General features: G+C 39.0%; 16 protein-coding genes. 3 read left to right on the top strand and 13 right to left on the bottom strand.

Features of this window, described 5'->3' with window-relative positions; all coding sequences use genetic code 11:
- Positions 1–53 precede the first annotated feature (53 nt).
- Complete coding sequence (locus tag FLK61_RS07420; protein ID WP_176008846.1) at positions 54–878, bottom strand: aldo/keto reductase; 825 nt, start codon at positions 876–878, stop codon at positions 54–56.
- Positions 879–1,012: 134 nt separating this feature from the next.
- Between FLK61_RS07420 and sigK the strand changes: the two genes are divergently transcribed.
- Entirely contained in the window at positions 1,013–1,729 is a 717-nt protein-coding gene (sigK, locus tag FLK61_RS07425) for an RNA polymerase sporulation sigma factor SigK (RefSeq protein ID WP_176008847.1), read from the top strand.
- Here the strand turns inward: sigK and FLK61_RS07430 are convergent.
- The 3 genes from FLK61_RS07430 to FLK61_RS07440 are packed head-to-tail and all read right to left on the bottom strand — an operon-like array spanning position 1,726 to position 5,401.
- The gene (locus FLK61_RS07430; protein ID WP_176008848.1) at positions 1,726–2,829 is read right to left on the bottom strand and encodes a Ger(x)C family spore germination protein; all 1,104 of its coding nucleotides are present in this window, start codon (positions 2,827–2,829) and stop codon (positions 1,726–1,728) included. The two genes, sigK and FLK61_RS07430, sit on opposite strands and share 4 nt — an antisense overlap.
- Positions 2,826–3,923, bottom strand: a complete 1,098-nt coding sequence (locus tag FLK61_RS07435; RefSeq protein ID WP_176008849.1) for a GerAB/ArcD/ProY family transporter — start codon at positions 3,921–3,923, stop codon at positions 2,826–2,828. The genes FLK61_RS07430 and FLK61_RS07435 overlap by 4 nt, the downstream gene beginning before the upstream one ends.
- 11 nt (positions 3,924–3,934) lie before the next feature.
- A complete protein-coding gene (locus FLK61_RS07440; RefSeq protein WP_176008850.1) occupies positions 3,935–5,401 on the bottom strand; it encodes a spore germination protein in 1,467 nt (488 codons plus the stop codon).
- Between the two features lie 121 nt (positions 5,402–5,522).
- Here FLK61_RS07440 and lplA point away from each other — a divergent pair, with 121 nt between their 5' ends.
- A complete protein-coding gene (gene lplA, locus FLK61_RS07445) occupies positions 5,523–6,512 on the top strand; it encodes a lipoate--protein ligase (RefSeq protein ID WP_176008851.1) in 990 nt (329 codons plus the stop codon).
- 61 nt (positions 6,513–6,573) lie between these two features.
- On the opposite strand, the gene deoD is transcribed toward lplA, so the two are convergent.
- Positions 6,574–7,281, bottom strand: a complete 708-nt coding sequence (gene deoD / locus FLK61_RS07450) for a purine-nucleoside phosphorylase (protein WP_176008852.1) — start codon at positions 7,279–7,281, stop codon at positions 6,574–6,576.
- Between the two features lie 213 nt (positions 7,282–7,494).
- Here deoD and FLK61_RS07455 point away from each other — a divergent pair, with 213 nt between their 5' ends.
- Positions 7,495–8,553 (top strand): HD-GYP domain-containing protein, encoded by a 1,059-nt coding sequence (locus FLK61_RS07455; RefSeq protein ID WP_176008853.1) that lies wholly within the window; start codon positions 7,495–7,497, stop codon positions 8,551–8,553.
- Between the two features lie 14 nt (positions 8,554–8,567).
- Here FLK61_RS07455 and FLK61_RS07460 read toward each other — a convergent pair whose 3' ends face one another.
- The 8 genes from FLK61_RS07460 to FLK61_RS07495 form a co-directional block, all read right to left on the bottom strand.
- Positions 8,568–11,105 carry a CBS domain-containing protein gene (locus FLK61_RS07460; RefSeq protein WP_176008854.1) on the bottom strand — a complete coding sequence of 846 codons (2,538 nt, stop codon included), beginning with the start codon at positions 11,103–11,105 and terminating at the stop codon, positions 8,568–8,570.
- A 176-nt stretch (positions 11,106–11,281) separates the two neighbouring features.
- Positions 11,282–11,656 carry a monovalent cation/H(+) antiporter subunit G gene (gene mnhG / locus FLK61_RS07465; protein ID WP_176008855.1) on the bottom strand — a complete coding sequence of 125 codons (375 nt, stop codon included), beginning with the start codon at positions 11,654–11,656 and terminating at the stop codon, positions 11,282–11,284.
- Positions 11,631–11,912 (bottom strand): Na(+)/H(+) antiporter subunit F1, encoded by a 282-nt coding sequence (locus tag FLK61_RS07470; RefSeq protein WP_176008856.1) that lies wholly within the window; start codon positions 11,910–11,912, stop codon positions 11,631–11,633. The genes mnhG and FLK61_RS07470 overlap by 26 nt, the downstream gene beginning before the upstream one ends.
- Positions 11,912–12,388, bottom strand: coding sequence for a Na+/H+ antiporter subunit E (locus FLK61_RS07475; protein ID WP_176008857.1), 477 nt, complete (start codon positions 12,386–12,388; stop codon positions 11,912–11,914). Before FLK61_RS07475 ends, FLK61_RS07470 begins: the two co-directional genes overlap by 1 nt.
- A 5-nt stretch (positions 12,389–12,393) precedes the next feature.
- Positions 12,394–13,875 carry a Na+/H+ antiporter subunit D gene (locus FLK61_RS07480; RefSeq protein WP_176008858.1) on the bottom strand — a complete coding sequence of 494 codons (1,482 nt, stop codon included), beginning with the start codon at positions 13,873–13,875 and terminating at the stop codon, positions 12,394–12,396.
- On the bottom strand, positions 13,868–14,206 hold the full coding sequence (locus tag FLK61_RS07485; protein ID WP_176008859.1) for a Na(+)/H(+) antiporter subunit C: 339 nt from the start codon (positions 14,204–14,206) through the stop codon (positions 13,868–13,870). Before FLK61_RS07485 ends, FLK61_RS07480 begins: the two co-directional genes overlap by 8 nt.
- Positions 14,206–14,631, bottom strand: a complete 426-nt coding sequence (locus FLK61_RS07490) for a Na(+)/H(+) antiporter subunit B (protein ID WP_176008860.1) — start codon at positions 14,629–14,631, stop codon at positions 14,206–14,208. Before FLK61_RS07490 ends, FLK61_RS07485 begins: the two co-directional genes overlap by 1 nt.
- Complete coding sequence (locus FLK61_RS07495) at positions 14,628–17,051, bottom strand: Na+/H+ antiporter subunit A (RefSeq protein ID WP_176008861.1); 2,424 nt, start codon at positions 17,049–17,051, stop codon at positions 14,628–14,630. The genes FLK61_RS07490 and FLK61_RS07495 overlap by 4 nt, the downstream gene beginning before the upstream one ends.
- Positions 17,052–17,343: the final 292 nt, after the last annotated feature.

Consider the following 17,343-nt stretch of genomic DNA (forward strand, 5'->3'; position numbering starts at 1 on the left):
TAACGAGTAAATTAGATTAAAGAAAAAGTGTGCCGAGTGGCACACTTTTTTTATTATCTCTTATTCATTTCACTTGGTTTTGGTCCTTTACGGATACCGCGATCTAAATTGTGAATTAGTTCCATTTCGTCGTCAGTAAGCTCGAAATCAAATACGTCGAAGTTTTCCTGTATACGCGATGGCGTTACGGACTTAGGAATGACAATGGAGTTATTTTGCAGATGCCAGCGTAAAATAACTTGTGCACCTGTTTTATTATGCGACTCTGCAATTCCGTGAACGATAGGGTGATTAAGAACCTCTCCACCTTGCATTAATGGACTCCATGCTTCAACGAAAATGTTATTTTCGTGGCAGAATGTTTTAAGCTCATCTTGTGCGAGGAACGGATGACACTCTACCTGGTTAAGTACCGGTACAACGTCGCATTTATCAAGCAAACGCTGTAAATGGTCAATATCGAAATTACATACGCCGATCGCTTTTACTTTTCCATCGTGGTAAAGCTTTTCTAATGCTTTGTACGTGTCGACATATTCATCAAATTCAGGAGTTGGCCAGTGAATTAAGTATAGGTCTACATAATCTAAACCAAGCCTCTCTAAACTTGCGTCAAACGCTTTTAGCGTGTTATCAAAGCCTTGATCGGAATTCCACACTTTAGTTGTAATAAATAATTCTTCGCGTGGTACCTCGCTTTCTTTAATGGCTTGGCCTACACCTTTTTCGTTCTGATAAATCATGGCTGTGTCGATGGAGCGATAACCGACTTCAAGGGCGTTCTTTACCGCTTCTGCTGCGTCTTCATCTGGTACTTGCCAAACGCCATAGCCTAGCTGCGGCATTTTCAAACCATTATTTAATGTTACAAAATCCATCAAACCACTCCTTCTTATTTTGAAATACGTGGTCATTATAGCATAAGAAGGATTTAGACATCACGAATTAAGTTCTGACAGGACAGACAATATTCATTCGCTACTCTCATATAGTGACAGAGAGGAGGGATAATATGTCATCGATCCTTGCAGCAATTCAAGCATTTAAAGAAATGGTTGTTTTTGTTTCATACGTAAAAAATAATGCGTTCCCTAAGCCGCTCCGCCAAGAAGATGAAACGATGTATTTAAAAGCTATGGCACAAGGAGATGCAGACGCGCGAAATAAATTGATTGAACACAACCTTCGACTCGTTGCTCATATTGTGAAGAGATTCGACAATACAAAAGAAGAAGTGGAAGATCTTATTTCCATAGGGACGATAGGACTCATCAAAGCGGTAGAATCTTATTCCGAAGGAAAGGGCACGAAGCTTGCAACGTATGCAGCTAGATGTATTGAGAACGAGATCCTTATGCACCTTCGTGCTAAAAAGAAATCACGTAAAGATGTCTCCTTATATGATCCGATTGGTCAAGATAAAGAAGGAAATGAAATATCATTACTCGATATTTTACAAGAGCAGGAGCGAGATATTGCAGAAGAGATGCAGGCGAAATTAGATAAACAGCAAATGTTTCGTTATATGCACGTGCTCGATGAGAGAGAAAAGCTAGTCATCTCAAAGAGGTATGGTATTTATGATGTAGAAGAAGAAACGCAAAGAGAGATCGCTAAAAATTTGCAAATCTCTCGTAGCTACGTTTCGCGAATTGAGAAAAGAGCTCTTTTAAAGCTCTATCAAGAATTTTACCGAGAGGAGCAAGCGAGGGAGAAGCCATCATCTTAATCTAAAACTCCGTGACGCACTATTTCTACTTGAATAGATGGTTCTATTGTGATTGATGGGTAACGCTCCTTCCAGCTCTTTTGCTCATAATAAGATGGATGAAAAGCGAAGACGCGTTTACCGACTCCAAGAGCATCGCAGTTTGCTTCTTGGAGTTTTTTGAATACCTCTAAGGCTTCGTCTGTTAGCTGTTGAGTAAGTAATTCTTCCAAATCTTTGATGACACCTGGCTCGGTTAATTTATCATGAGGAAACTCTAATACATTGATCTCTAACTTCGTGTTTACACGAGCAGTCACCTTATCGGCTGATGGATCAACATCTACTTTTAATGAGCTCTTCGCTTTTTCAACCTTATAGGAAATGAAATTCTCAATATTTTCACCTTCATTTGAATCATTTACTTGATTAACTAAAAGCGCTCTACTCTGTTTAGCGCCTTTCATTAGTAGAATAAGCTTCGATTCCCTCAAATTAAGTGTACCGCTCATTTGTTTGTTGTTAAAAATTGCGACAGCGTTCAATACTGGCTTCCCATTTTCTAATTTTACTACGGGAATGAGAGCGTCCGAGCCGTCATCAAAAAAGAAGGGACAGACTAACTGAATATTCGTTATAGGGATTAACGTTTGCTGCTCCCCTGCGTGGACCATATCCGCTACTAATTCACTAGTGTGGGGTCTGTCAGTTGGTTGAATATTAATAATTTGACTAGCTAATCCATCTACAATAACAAGTTTTGATGCGAGGGCTCCACGTGGGGATCTATAATAGGCATCTAGATAAGGATAAATATCGTTCTCAGCCACCTTATTACTGACAAAAAGCGTACGTAATTTAGAGAAGTCAATGGACTCTGAATATCTAGATTCTAACTCAAGTCGTGCTCCTCTCTCAGAATGATCGATTGCAGACTCGATTTGAATAGCTGCTGAGCGTTGGTCACTGGCTGCTACTAAGGAAGCTACGGATAATATAATATGACCCTCCTCACTTACATCTATGGCAGATGCTTTCACTACAGTGATGTCCCGTAGCTGTCTGGCATCCCAACAAGATGTACAAAGCAAAATACATAGAATAAATAGGATGACTCTCATGACATCGCCTCCTTTTTAGGTGCACGAATAAACACGGCTATTCCTAAGATAAGCGGCAGTAGCAAAAAGAATATTGGACTGATCATATGCATGAAGTCGCCAAAGGCCTCAATCTCTAGATTTGATTCGTATTGCATCGCAACAATTAGCATAATAAGCGCGACAAAAGGTACGGCTGGTTTTCTCCGTTTAATAGGTAAAGTGTTTTTAACATATAAAGAGGCTAAAAATAAGTAGGTCATAAATGAGGTGGATACCGATACGATCCACACAGAAATAAAGAGAAGATCTAGACGATCGACAAAGGACGACGTAAAAGCTTTTAACATATATAGTACAGGGTGAGGAATCAATAAAATTTCATCCGGACTGAAAAATAAATAGGAGGAGATAATGGTAAATACATAAATGGTTGTCGTTATACCAATGGCGAAAACGGTCATTAATTTTATTTTCTTGTACTCTCCTTTTAAATACGGATAGAGGAATAAGACGATCTCAAACCCAAGCATCGACTGTATAGATAGCGTAGACGCTTTTATATAGTCTAAAGGCGAATTTAGACCAAGAGGTAATAAATTAAGGGGTTGTGCAGCCGAATAGGAGGTTAACTGCACGACAATGATAAGGATAAGGAGAATAGAGACGATTCCATAAAATCGTGCAATTAATTGAAGGTCCTCTTGAACTAAATAAACTGCTGCAATTACAATTAGAAGAAGGATGAATAATTTGGGTGTTTCTGGGAATAACCACACGCTAATCGTTTCATAATAGAGTGTTAATATATGTGTGCCGACAATAATGAAGTAGACAAAGTAAAGAAAATTTACAATATTGCCTATTATGTTGCCAAGACCTTTCTTCGTTAATGTAAAAAAAGAAGGCTGAGGCCACCTGGAGACGATGAAGAGGTAAGATAGGGCCAATAGCTGCAGGCAAAATCCAGAAATAATTACCGCTATCCAGCCCTCCCATTTTACAATTTTAAACATGTCAATAGGTAATTGCAAAATAGCAATGCCTATTTGTGTTTGGATGATGAAAAAGAGCAGCTGGTTTGGAGAGATAAAGTGATTTTGGGAAATAGACATGCTTTATCCTCCTAAGATAGTTTTGATCCCTGACTAGGTTTAACATGCGGTAATCGAAGAATTTCGTTCCAAATTCCTTTAGGGTCGAATGGCGCAAATGGATAAAAGTAAGGCTTACCGAGGCTAGTTAATTTACACAGGTGAATTAAGTAAAGTGTGAGGCAAAAGACAATACCGACAAAACCAGCTAACGATGCCATGATCATGACGGGGAAGCGAAGTAAACGAATCGACATATTCATTTCATTTGCCGGTACGACAAAAGAAGAAATTGCTGTGAGTGCAACCACAATAATCATCACGCTTGATACAAAGCCTGCGTTAACAACGGCATCACCTATGACTAAACCACCAACTATCCCGATCGTTTGACCAATAGGACTTGGTAGTCTAACCCCAGCCTCACGAATAAGCTCGAGTGTGAGCTCCATAAAAAAGGCTTCAATTAGAGGTGGATAAGGAATCATCTCGACGGCATCTTTAAATACAAAGGTCATCCCATACGGAATGATCTCATAGTGAAAGCTAATGATCGCAATATAAATCCCAGGTAAGGTAACGGCAGTGATGAAGCTAAATAAGCGTAACAGTCTAAAAAAAGTGCCCGCGTACCAGCGACTATTATAATCATCGTTCGACTGATAAAAAGAAAAAAACGTAACAGGCAATACTAAAGCAATGGCTTCTCCTTCAATAAAAAGAACGATTTTACCTTGTAGCAGGTTAAGAGCGCATCTATCAGGTCTTTCGGTGCTCATATACTGTGGAAGTGGAGAATAGGGATGGTCCTCTAGGTGTTCTTCTACGACTGCAGAGCTAATTAAGCGAGCGGTGTCTATATTTCGTAGTCTATTTCTTGTTTCCTCTAAGATATGCATGTCACAAAGTCCATCTACATAGACGATAGCAACTTTTGTATGTTTATCCTTTCCTAAATATTCATAACGAACTGTTAGTGAAGGTTGTTGGATTAGATGTCGAACCTGATACACGTTTGTTGCAATATTCTCTACAAATCCGTTATGCGCTCCACGGACAATTTGTTCGGATTCTGGTTGACTGACATCCCGTTGAATTGCTAAGCGAGTATTGATACTAAAACATACTGGGTGGTCATGAAAGAAAAGAATCGTTTCGCCTTGAATAAGACGGGCAACCGCCTGTGACAGATCGACTACTTGAATAGAGTTAATCGAGGACATGACTTCATCAGGGTTCTTCAACGGACGATTGTAAATGCTACGTAGTGTGTTTGACAACTTATCGGAATCAGTTACGGAATCGATAAAAAAATAGACCCCGGCCTGTTTGTTTGCAAAGGATAGCGTGCGTTCATGTAAGTCCTCGGAATAATGCAGCTCCTCTTTTATATAGCGTCTATTCCGGTCCATATCTGCATTAACCGGCTCTGGAGCTGGTTTTTTGCGGGTGTCGGTTGACTGGTTCTTATCATCAGTATTTTTAAACCACCTCTTCATCTGCAATACTCCATTCTAGTTAGGTTAAGCCTATTTTTAGCGGAAGTCCCCTTATTATGCATGCGGAGTTAAATTAATCTGTGATAAACTGACTAGAGATGATTATTTAGGAGGTATATACATGATTTATATTGATAATGAGAATGTGACAGATCCACAAATTAACTTAGCTCTTGAAGAATACGCACTTAAAAACTTGCCAGTAGATGAGACATATCTGCTTTTTTACACAAATGAGCCATGTATTATTATCGGAAAAAATCAGAATACACACGAAGAAATCAATAAAAAATTCGTAGATGAAAATGATATTTACGTAGTAAGAAGATTATCCGGTGGGGGAGCTGTTTATCAGGATTTAGGCAACTTAAACTTTAGTTTTCTAACTAAAGATGATGGTGATAGCTTTTCAAACTATGCCAAGTTTACGGAGCCAGTGATTGAGGCATTGCGTCAGCTAGGTGTAGAAGCGGAGCTAAGTGGCCGTAATGACATTCAGGTAGGAGAAAGAAAAATCTCAGGTAACGCGCAGTATACAACAAAAGGTCGTATGTTTAGTCATGGTACACTTCTTGTTGATGTTGAGATGGAGAACATCGTAGACTCTCTTAATGTAAATGAAGAAAAAATCCGCTCAAAAGGAATAAAATCTGTACGAGCTCGAGTTGCTAATATTAATGAATTTACTCAAAAGGCTATAACAGTGGATGAGCTGAAAAAAATCATTCTTGCATACGTCTTTAAGGAGACGGATATCGAAACGTATCGTTTTACAAAGGAACAGTGGAAAGAAATCTATGCGTTAGCAGAAGAGCGTTATAAAAACTGGGACTGGAACTACGGCAAATCTCCTAAATTCGATCTAAAGCGATCAAAACGTTTTGAAGGAGCAGGAACAATTGACGTGCGCCTTGATGTATCGAAAGGTACGATTCAGGCATGTAAGATTTTCGGTGACTTCTTTGGTATGGGAGATATAAGCGTTGTGGAGGAGAAGCTTGTTGGGGTTAAATACGACAAAAATGCGATCCATGAAGCTCTTGAGACCATTGATATGACATATTACTTTGGAAAAGTGTCACGAGAAGGGTTCATTGAATTAATTTATTAAACAAAGGAGGGCGTGTATCAATGAAGATACACGCCCCTTTAAATAAGATTAAATATCTAAATTATTCTGAGATAGCAGCTGAAAGTGCTACATGAACCATATCATCAAATGTTTCCTGACGCTCTTGTGAAGACGTTTCTTCACCTGTTAAAATATGGTCAGATACAGTAAGGATTGATAATGCATTCACACCAAAGCGAGCAGCAATTGTGTACAGTGCAGAAGTTTCCATTTCCACTGCTAACACTTGATGACGAGCAAGCATTGGAATTAGCTCCTTGTCTTCGTTATAGAAGACGTCGCTTGTAAATACGCTACCTACATTTACTTGCATATTTTGCGCAACTGCGCCTTCGTATGCTCGACGAAGTAAGTCAAAATTTGCGGTTGGGGCAAAGTCAATTCCTTTAAAGTAATGATTGTTGACGCCAGAGTTAGACGTTGCACTCATTGCGATAATGACATCGCGTACTTTAACGTCCTCTTGAATCGCTCCACATGTACCAACACGAATTAAGTTTTTAACACCGTAGCTATTAATTAACTCATGCACATAAATAGAAATGGACGGTACACCCATGCCCGTTCCTTGAACAGAAACACGCTTACCTTTATACGTTCCTGTAAAGCCTAGCATACCTCTTACTTCGTTATAGCACGTGACATCCTCTAGGAAGTTTTCCGCGATATACTTTGCACGAAGTGGATCCCCCGGTAAAAGAATACTTTCTGCAATTTCTCCTTGATTAGCTCCAATATGAACACTCATGTTATTCATCCTCTCCATGTTTCTCATTATAAATCTACCACATATTTTCGTTATTATGCAAAAGGTAGTTATATATGATGTAAGTAGTGAGTAAAAAGTATTGGTTTCGTCAAAAAACTACATTTCGATTAGATATTTTTTGCTAGTTTATGTATAATATTAGTAATCAAAGGTCATACAAGATAAACCTCTTGTAGAAGCGGGGGAGTGCACATGATAAGGATAGGGAAAGAGGAATGGAATGATAAACTAGTAGGTTTAACAATTGAAGAGGATATTATTACGGCTTCTGGTCAGCTTTTGCTAAATAAAGGAACAATCTTGCAAAGTCAACATTTAGAGCTACTTAAGAACCATTATATAGACTATATTTGTATACGAAAGCATCATCATCAAGAGAATGATTCATTTTATAAAAAATATGATTCAAATATCTCTGAACTAAAAAACGTGTTTAAAGCTGTAATTAATAGAGAAGCACCTGCACTTCGTGAGTTTATGATTCCTTTTATGCCAATCATCAAAAATGTGTTGGAAAAGCCCTATTTATTTTTAGAGCTACATAATATTAGGGGTCATGATGAATACACATACCGGCATTCTTTAAATGTTGGACTCTTTGCTGCGACTATAGGGCGTATCTTAAAAGTTAGTGACGAAGAGGTTTTAGAGCTTGCTAAATGTGGACTGATGCATGATATTGGTAAACTACATATCGATAGTACCATTCTTACAAAGGACAGTGGTCTAACAGACGCTGAATTTGCCGAGATTAAGAAGCATCCTCTTTATGGCAAAGCTATTTTAGAGAAGATGAATGGCGTAACACAAGAGCACATGGACGCTACCTTGTATCATCATGAGCGATTAGACGGCTCTGGATACCCATATCAGCTTGTTGGAGACGACATTCCGCTCTCTGCTCAAATTATTGCTATTGCAGATATGTATGATGCCATCTCTTCTGATAGGGCGTATAGGGGCAAGTTTAGTCCTTTTGATACTCTGCAAATATTAAAAGACGATACATTCAATGGCAAGCTTCAAGCGAGTATTAGCCTGCCGTTTATCAATCATATTCTTAACGGATATCGCGGTAATTCAGTCTTGTTAAATAATGGTAAAACAGGGACGGTCATTCGATTTGACCTCGATCATATCGACAGCCCATTAGTAAAAATTGACCAAAAAGTAGTAGATTTACGAAAGCACAGTGATTTGTCTGTAGTGCAGATTTATCATGCTAACGATGTGCAACTTATATTAGAGTAAAACGAGCAGATGTTTTATTTCTGCTCGTTTTTTTTAATTAAATCAGGTGAAGTTGCACGCACTAGTAGTTCTTCACGAGATAAAGTTGGATGGTCGATAGCATATGCTTTTAAGTAAGACAATATTACTTTAAATGAAGGACCTGGATTCATCCCTTTTGCGATTAAATCAGCACCTGTAAACGTGATAGTATGCTTTCTTAAATAGGTATAAGAGGAGAGCTTTGAGCCATTAGGATTTAGCATAATAGAGGCAAGGATTAGAGTAAGGTCTTGCGTTTTATGACCTTTCTCATGAATCTCTAACGTCTCTCTCTTCGATTGCATAAAGTCTATCCACTCTTTAACGTTTGTTAAAAGTTTTTTCTCTGTACGTTTCATCGTAAAGCGTAAAAGATGATCAAGCTTCGAATTAGAGCAAAGTAAAAGAATTTTACCAAAGTCGAGAAGCTCATTTTCTAACGATAATATCTTTACATACCTTCTAAAAGCACGCTCTCTCTGCTTCAAGGTAGACTGATCAGGAAGCTTTCCTATTAGCTCTTGATCAATATGAAGAAACTTTAATGAATCAGCAGATTTGACTATATTAAGCTCTGACACTAATTTAAGTAGCTCATCGTGAAGGCGATCCCCAGACACCTCTTTAAGCATTTCTTTTGATTCTTGAGCAAGCTGGGCTGACTGAGCATCGAGCGTAAACGAAAATCTAGCACTGAATCTCGCTGCTCGAAGTAATCGCGTTGGATCTTCGACAAAGCTTAGATTATAGAGAACACGTAGCGTTTTTTTGCGGATATCAGCGAGACCTTGAAAATGATCAATTAATTCTCCAAACACATTTTTATTCAAGGAAACTGCGAGGGTGTTTATCGTGAAATCACGTCGGTACATATCCTCTCTTAAGGAGGACAATGTCACCTTTGGAAGTGCTGCTGGAAAATCGTAGTATTCCACACGTGCGCTTGTGATATCAATGGCTACACCTTCAGGATGTTCCCACGTGGCAGTTCTAAATGCCTCGTGAAATCTTACTCTCCCTCCATATGTCTCTTTGAGTGAATGCGCAAAAGCAATTCCGTCGCCTTCTACTACGATATCAATATCTTCATTTTGAACATCTAAAAACAAATCTCTTACAATGCCACCAATTAAAAAGGTATCAATTTTATTTGTATCAGCTACATGCCCAATCGATTGTAAAATAGAGAAGTAGAGAGGGGATAGTTTTTTTTGCATCGTTTTTGCTACCTGTCTTTTTATCACGCTTGGTTGCAATGATTTTTTGGGCTCGAGCTTGTGCATCGCAGCGATCACATCTGATCTCGAAATAATTCCAATTAATTTCTCGTCCTCAATTACAGGCAGTCTTCCAATATGATTTGTGATCATAAGCTCTTTTATTTCAGCCAATGTTTTTATCTTATCTATTGTAATAGGACTTCGCTGCATAAATCCTTTGACAGGTGCATGGCCAAGGTCATGGTGGATGGCCTTATCAATATCTCGTCTAGATATAACGCCCACAACCCGCTCTTCTTCAACTACTGGGAAGCCAGAGTGCCCGTATCTGAGAAGCATTTTTGAAGCCGTCTCAATAGATGCTTTGGGAGAAACAACGTTAACAGGACAAGACATAATATCTTTCGCTAGTAAACCAGTTACAATAGTATCTTGTAAATTTCGCATCAAGTGAGAATAGAACTTCTGTGCATCCTCATTTTTTAACGTTGCAGCAGCAGCTTGCGCATGTCCACCTCCATTAAAAGGAGTAAGTAGTGGTCTAAAATCAATCAGCTCAGATACAGAACGACATGTAACGAACGTTTTAGAACCCATTGTTACGATATTGATACAAGCGTCTGCACCGGTTAACTGAAGCATTTTCTTCGTTATATGGGCTAGATGACCAGTATAGTGAGACTGATTATGTTGACTAATAAACACGTCCATCCCTTTAATGGAGTAAATATTGCCGTTATCCATCATCTTCATCGTAAGATCCTGCTGATCCTCGGTAAGAGCTACCTCTTTAAACTGGCTCACAACTTCTAGGTTAGCTCCTTTTTCGAGCAAATGTGCTGCTATACGCATATCTCGACTTGTTGTCGACGTAATTCGAAAAGAGTCTGTATCTGAATAGATGCCAAGGGCAAAAACAGTTGCCAGTAAAGGATTAATTTCTATATGTTGTTCAATTATCTTCTCGACAAGAAGAGTAGTAGTAGCTCCAACTGGTTCGCAGTAGCATGTAGCAAAATCATGAGTGAAAGGCTCATGATGGTCATAAATAATAAAGGAGGCATGATCGTACTGCTCAATATGAGGCATTTCATGAGTATCTACAAGAATAATATGAGACACATCGTTAGGGACCAGATCATTCGTCGAAATAGAAGTAAACATGTCTTTATAGATCTCTAGAAAGTGTGCGACTTCAGATGTTAGACGAGTTGGCAGAGCGATTTGATAATCAGGATGAAGAGTAGAAGCTGCTATGAGGGAGGCGAGTGCATCAAAGTCAGCGTTCGAGTGAGTTAAAATTACTTTCATGTGAAGACCTTCCTTCTAATAAGCGATGTAGAAAAATCAGTAAGTAACCGAGCAAAACGTTTAATCTTAGTGCTTAAAAGTATATCACTTTTAAGGGGACAGTATGTGAGAGAGGATTTATAGTTAGCAAAGAAAATAAAAAAAGAACCGCCATATACATGACGGTTCTTGAATCATTAAAAATCACTTTTTTTCGGTTTTTCCTTGTTCATCTTTTCAAGATCTCGAGCAAGATCATCCTGCTTAGAACGATCCCACATTTTTACTCCGACGTTATATGCCGAACGTCCGATCATAAATGCAGCAACTGGTGCTGTTAAGAAGACAAAGAGAATGGTTAAAAGAAGCTTACCAACTACAATACCTTCTACCACTAAGAAGTAAAGGAATACGCCAGCAACGACAAAAATGACGCCTAAGGTTGCACTTTTAGTTGCTGCGTGGAGTCGTCCATATACATCAGGAAATCGTATAATTCCAATAGATCCAAGTACGCTTAAAAAGGCACCCAGAATCAGAAAGATACTAACTATCACCTCGATCAAGGACAACACCCCCTTCTAAAAACTTCGCAATTGCTACGGACCCTATGAAAGCTAATATAGCAATTAAGAGAACAACATCAGAATAGGCGGCTGTCTCTTGAACAATCATGAGGATGGCAATGAAACCAATCAAGTTTATACCTATCGTATCCAATGCTACGATTCGGTCTGACATCGTAGGACCAATTAATGCTCGACCGGTACAGATAAGAATCGATAGGGAGAGTAGCCCAAGTACAATGGCGATGACAATATCAAGCATTAGTTAGTCACCTCCAAAATAGCTTTTTCGAAAGTATCACGAATCTCTTTAATCGCAGCATCTTTGTCAGGGACATGGATAGAGTGAATGTAAAGCGTTCGTCCATCCTCTGAGAAGTTCATTGTCAGAGTTCCTGGCGTAAGAGATATCAAGTTTGCAAGTAGTGTCACTTCCCAATCAGATTTGAGCTTAGTGGGAACGGCGATAATACCTGGTTCGATATCCATCTTTGGGCTTAAAACAATTTTAATAACATCAATATTAGATAGCACTAGTTTGTACAAGAATAATAAAATGAGTTTTGCCATAGCAACAACGCGCTTAAAATAAAACTCAAATTCTAGGAAGCGGCGCAGTACGATGAGTAATAGTAATCCGATTATATAACCGACTACAAAATCTGGAAACGTATACGTACCACGAAGCATCATCCAAATGAGCGCTAAGGCAATATTCAAGAGAATTTGAAAAGCCATGGCAACTACTCCTTCAACACAGAATCGATATATTCAGACGGATTCATTAATTGCTCTCCAATAAGGAGAGAGAATTGAATAAAGGGTTCCGCTGCAACCCCTAAAGCAATCGTTAAGAAAATGAGTGGTAGTGTAGGTAAAATGAGCTTTGTTACCTTTACATCCTTAAAGTTAGGATTCGGTATCTTTACTTCACCCCAGAAAGAGGTCATAAAGATCTTCATCATGGAGAAGAGAGTTAAGACACCTGTAATGAGACTGACAGCTATGACAAAATAATGTCCTGCTTCAAAACCAGCCACAATAAGAGCAAACTTACCGAAGAATCCACTTAGAGGCGGGATGCCAGCTAAGGAGATCGCTGCAATGAAGAAAAGCCAACCTACATAAGGGTGTGTTTTTAATAAACCGCTCATCTCTTTCAAGTGCGATGTTCCGGTTATTTTTTCTGCAATGCCTGCATAGAGGAATAAAGCAGATTTAACAACAATATTATGCACGAGGAAGAAGAAAACCCCGGCGATAGCGAGTGGTGTGAAGATACCAATACCCATAATCATATAGCCAACCTGACTGACGATATGGACCGCTAAAATTCGTTTAAAGTCAAACTGTGATACGGCACCTAATACTCCGATAAACATCGTGAGTCCACCGATGATCAAAAGAATTTGGAAAATAGCCGTATCTTGATTAAACATTAGTGTGTATGTGCGAAGTAACGTGTACACACCAACCTTTGTTAACAATCCTCCAAATAAAGCTGCGATGGCAGCTGGAGGAGCAAAGTAAGAATGCGGTAGCCAGTAATAAAGAGGGAAGATCGCACTCTTTGTACCAAAGACAAAGAGGAAAACAACCCCAATAACTGTTAACACTCCCGCTTGTTCAAGCTCACCAACACGTGATGCAATATCAGCCATGTTAAGTGTTCCGACCGCGCCATAAATATAAGCTACAGCGATAATGAAGAACATGGAGGATACGGTATTGATCACCACATATTTAAATGATTCGCGAAGCTGATATTTTTTCGCCCCCATAGAGATTAAGATAAAGGACGAAATGAGCATCACTTCGAAGAAAACGAATAGGTTGAACAAGTCACCTGTTAAAAAGGATCCGTTAACCCCAAGCATTAAAAATAGGAAAAACGGGTGAAAATAGTTTCTTTCGCGCTCTGCAGAGAAAGTTTGGTATGCAAAAAATAAACAAACTAAAGCAAGAATACTTGCTAAAAAGACGAGTGATGCAGCAAGTAAATCCGCTACGAGAACGATACCGAATGGAGCTGGCCAAGCTCCGAGCTCAATTACTTGAATTCCGTTGTTGTAAACAATGTATAAGAGGTAACCCGATGCTATGATCATCGCTGTTACGGCTAATACACTACTTACACGCTGAATGCTTTTATGGTTCTTAAAAAAGATTAAAAGAACACCAATTAGTAGTGGTATGAGTATTGGTAGAATTACTAAATTAGTCATCTTTTGTACCCCTTAATTCATCCAGATTATCGGTTTTATGCGCTTTATATGTTCGATAGGCCAGAACGAGCATAAACGCAGTAATACCAAAGCCGATTACAATGGCTGTTAAAATTAATGCCTGTGGAAGAGGATCAGCGTATGAAGCAGCCTCTTCTCCTAATAGTGGAGGCGACCCTTCCTTTAAGCCTGCAAGTGAGAGTAGCATTAAGTGTGCCCCATGAGACAAAATCATAACACCAATAATAACTCTAAGCATGCTTTTAGATAACAATAAATAGGTTGCAACTGTGACGAGGACGCCAACAGTAATAATCATAAGTATCTCCATCAGCTACCATCCTCCGCAATCGTTAGTATGACTAGGAGGGTAAATCCAACAACAACTAGATAAATACCTAAATCAAACGGTAAAGCAGTAGTTGCGTGAAATTCTCCAAAGAATGGGAATGTTATATAACGGTCATATTGACTTAAGAATGGTTGTCCTAAGACCATGCCGCCCATTCCTGTAACAATCGCTAATGTAAGACCAGCTGCGATCATTTTGGCATAGTCAAAGGGAATAACCTTCTTAATAGTTTTTACATCGAATGTAAGGTATAGCAACACAAGTGCAGCTGCAGTCATTAAGCCACCAATAAAACCTCCACCAGGATTATTATGTCCTGCGAAGAAGAGGAAGACAGAGAAGGCTAGAATAATGAATGCTACAACACGTGTTACTACTTGGAATTGTAACGGTCTTGTCTTCATACATCTTCACCTTCCTTAGCCTTATACTTAATGAGAACTACAACTGCTAATGCAACAATTCCTAAAACAACTACTTCAAGTAGTGTATCTAGCCCACGGAAGTCGACTAAAATAACGTTTACGATATTGTTTCCACCGGCAAGTGCATAGGCATTCTCAACAAAATAATCGGAAATGCGGCTCATAGGATTCTCATTGCTGAAGGCATGAACAGCAAGTCCAGTGATAGTTACGACAAGCCCTACACCAATCGAAATGACAGCATTAGAGACATTAAAAGCTGGTGTGAACTTCTCTTTTTTGAGCTCGGGTAGGTGATAAAACACTAGTAATAGTAGAACTACCATCACGGTTTCAACAAGTAACTGTGTTAATGCTAAGTCAGGAGCTCTTAAGATAACAAATAGTAATGCGATTAAGAATCCGACCACACCAACAAGCACGATAGCTGTAATTCGATTGTTCATAAACGGTAATGCTATTGTAGAAATGATAATCGCTGCCACAACGAGATAAATATATGGTGATATCATTGCTGCATTTTGAATATCGAAGGCAAAAGAACCTGTTCTAATAAGCATGTACCCAACACTTAAAATAAGGAAAGCAAACATGAACGTGAAATAATCACGAAGTTTACCTGTCATTTGGACGTTATTCACAGCAGTCGATCCAGTAATCAACCCATCTAGTCCATTATCATAAAACCAGTTTAATGGATCGCGTTCGCCTAAATAAAAGGCTGTCTCTTGAACTTTCTTCAGGTTTACATATAAGAAAGCTCCAAAGAACACGACTCCCATAGTCATGAACAATTCGGCATTAAATCCATGCCAGTGATAAATATTTACATAAAACTGTTCGCCTTCTTGTAATAGTCCCGGCAGGATGGCCTGCATGGCAGGATCCACAATTGTGTAAGCAAGTAGATTCGGGAATAAGCCAAACAGTACAACGAGAGAAGCTAAAATTATTGGTGAGATAAGAAGACCAAATGGCGCTTCATGAGCCTCTTTTTCGAGCTTCTCAGGCTGATGCTTTCCTGTGAATGTTTTAAACAACATAATCATACAGTAAAGAAAAGTGAATACACTTGCTACCCACGCAACGATTGGGAAAATAAACCCTAATGTTTGCACATTAAATACATCAAGTGATGCACCGCTTAGCATACCAGTAAAGAACATTTCTTTACTTAAGAAGCCGTTAAATGGCGGTAAACCAGCCATGGAAGCTACACCAATTAATGAGATCGTAAATGTAATTGGCATAATTGTCATGAGACCGCCTAATTTACGTATATCTCTTGTTCCCGTCTCGTGATCGATAATACCAACGACCATGAATAAGCTTCCTTTGAATGTCGCATGGTTAAAGAGATGGAGCATTGCTGCTAAGATAGCAACGGTTGCAATCGACTCTCCGCCAATAACCTCGTACTGATATGCGGCAGAGCCGATACCAAGTAAGCTCATGATTAAACCAAGCTGACTGACGGTAGAAAACGCTAAGATTCCCTTTAAGTCTTTTTGCCTTACAGCTGATACGGAACCCCATAATAGTGTAAGCAGTCCGAAGGATGTAACAATCCAAAACCATTCGGCTTGGCCTCCAAAGACAGGAGTAAATCTAGCCACTAAATAAATCCCCGCTTTAACCATTGTTGCAGAGTGGAGGTATGCACTAACTGGAGTAGGTGCCTCCATTGCATCTGGTAACCAGATATGGAATGGGAATTGCGCTGATTTAGTGAATGCACCAAGCAAGATTAAAATCATTGCCGGTATGAAAAGCATGTCGGTTGAGATCTCACTTACAGATGCAATGATCTCTCTTACACTAAAAGTTCCAGTCATATTATAAAGAAGCGTAAATCCGGCAAGCATTGCAAATCCACCAGAAACCGTTATAAGCATCGATTTTTGGGCACCGTAACGAGACTTTTCTTTGTGGAACCAATAAGCGATTAGAAGTGCAGAAGCTAAACTAGTTAGTTCCCAAAAAACATAAAGAACTATTAGGTTATCGGATAACACAACTCCGAGCATCGCACCCATAAACATGAGTAAGTAAACATAAAAGTTGTTTAATGGTTCTTCTCTCTTATTTGCAATGTAATAGATCGAGTAAAGAACGACTAACGCTCCTATACCTGTAATTAGAAGAGCAAATAAAAGGCTAAGACCATCAAGATATACAGTAAAATTAATGCCTAATGATGGAACCCAAGCAATGGTTTCCATGATTGGTGTTAAAGGTTCTCCGCCAAAAGGGAGATACTGTATGAGATAGATAAATAATAGTATTGGTAATGGTAATACAAACCACCCAGTGTGGATGTGACGAAATGCTTTATAGAGAATTGGAATAAAGATTGCCACAATAAAAGGCGCGAGTGGTATGAAATGAAGCATGGACAACAGGTTTACCCCCTTTTTAGTAGTTAAAATGATGAGGCTGACTCATATGCCGGTGCACGCATGTGAGTCAGTCTCAATAATGAGCTCCTTAACTTGAAAAAAACTGTTTTGACCACGGATCAAAACAGAATGTAGCGTGAAGAATAACTCTTCCTCTTATATCGGCTAGAGAAACTCATAATTGCTTTTTAAATTATAATATAAATAATTGATGGTTGCATCCTTTAATCCTTTGCGAGTAGCCATTTAGTCCTTCTTTTATATATATGTAGAAACTCGGCAAAATTAGTCG

The sequence above is a fragment of the Paenalkalicoccus suaedae genome (assembly GCF_006965545.2).
Lineage (GTDB): Bacteria > Bacillota > Bacilli > Bacillales > Salisediminibacteriaceae > Paenalkalicoccus > Paenalkalicoccus suaedae.

What these genes read in the sequence shown, in the direction of transcription:
- FLK61_RS07490 (WP_176008860.1), bottom strand. Translation starts at nt 14,631, where the DNA reads ATGAAGACAAGACCGTTACAATTCCAAGTAGTAACACGTGTTGTAGCA.
- FLK61_RS07455 (WP_176008853.1), top strand. Translation starts at nt 7,495, where the DNA reads ATGATAAGGATAGGGAAAGAGGAATGGAATGATAAACTAGTAGGTTTA.
- FLK61_RS07435 (WP_176008849.1), bottom strand. Translation starts at nt 3,923, where the DNA reads ATGTCTATTTCCCAAAATCACTTTATCTCTCCAAACCAGCTGCTCTTT.
- lplA (WP_176008851.1), top strand. Translation starts at nt 5,523, where the DNA reads ATGATTTATATTGATAATGAGAATGTGACAGATCCACAAATTAACTTA.
- FLK61_RS07460 (WP_176008854.1), bottom strand. Translation starts at nt 11,105, where the DNA reads ATGAAAGTAATTTTAACTCACTCGAACGCTGACTTTGATGCACTCGCC.
- FLK61_RS07485 (WP_176008859.1), bottom strand. Translation starts at nt 14,206, where the DNA reads ATGGAGATACTTATGATTATTACTGTTGGCGTCCTCGTCACAGTTGCA.
- FLK61_RS07475 (WP_176008857.1), bottom strand. Translation starts at nt 12,388, where the DNA reads ATGGCTTTTCAAATTCTCTTGAATATTGCCTTAGCGCTCATTTGGATG.
- FLK61_RS07470 (WP_176008856.1), bottom strand. Translation starts at nt 11,912, where the DNA reads ATGCTTGATATTGTCATCGCCATTGTACTTGGGCTACTCTCCCTATCG.
- FLK61_RS07440 (WP_176008850.1), bottom strand. Translation starts at nt 5,401, where the DNA reads ATGAAGAGGTGGTTTAAAAATACTGATGATAAGAACCAGTCAACCGAC.
- FLK61_RS07480 (WP_176008858.1), bottom strand. Translation starts at nt 13,875, where the DNA reads ATGACTAATTTAGTAATTCTACCAATACTCATACCACTACTAATTGGT.
- deoD (WP_176008852.1), bottom strand. Translation starts at nt 7,281, where the DNA reads ATGAGTGTTCATATTGGAGCTAATCAAGGAGAAATTGCAGAAAGTATT.
- FLK61_RS07420 (WP_176008846.1), bottom strand. Translation starts at nt 878, where the DNA reads ATGGATTTTGTAACATTAAATAATGGTTTGAAAATGCCGCAGCTAGGC.
- sigK (WP_176008847.1), top strand. Translation starts at nt 1,013, where the DNA reads ATGTCATCGATCCTTGCAGCAATTCAAGCATTTAAAGAAATGGTTGTT.
- FLK61_RS07430 (WP_176008848.1), bottom strand. Translation starts at nt 2,829, where the DNA reads ATGAGAGTCATCCTATTTATTCTATGTATTTTGCTTTGTACATCTTGT.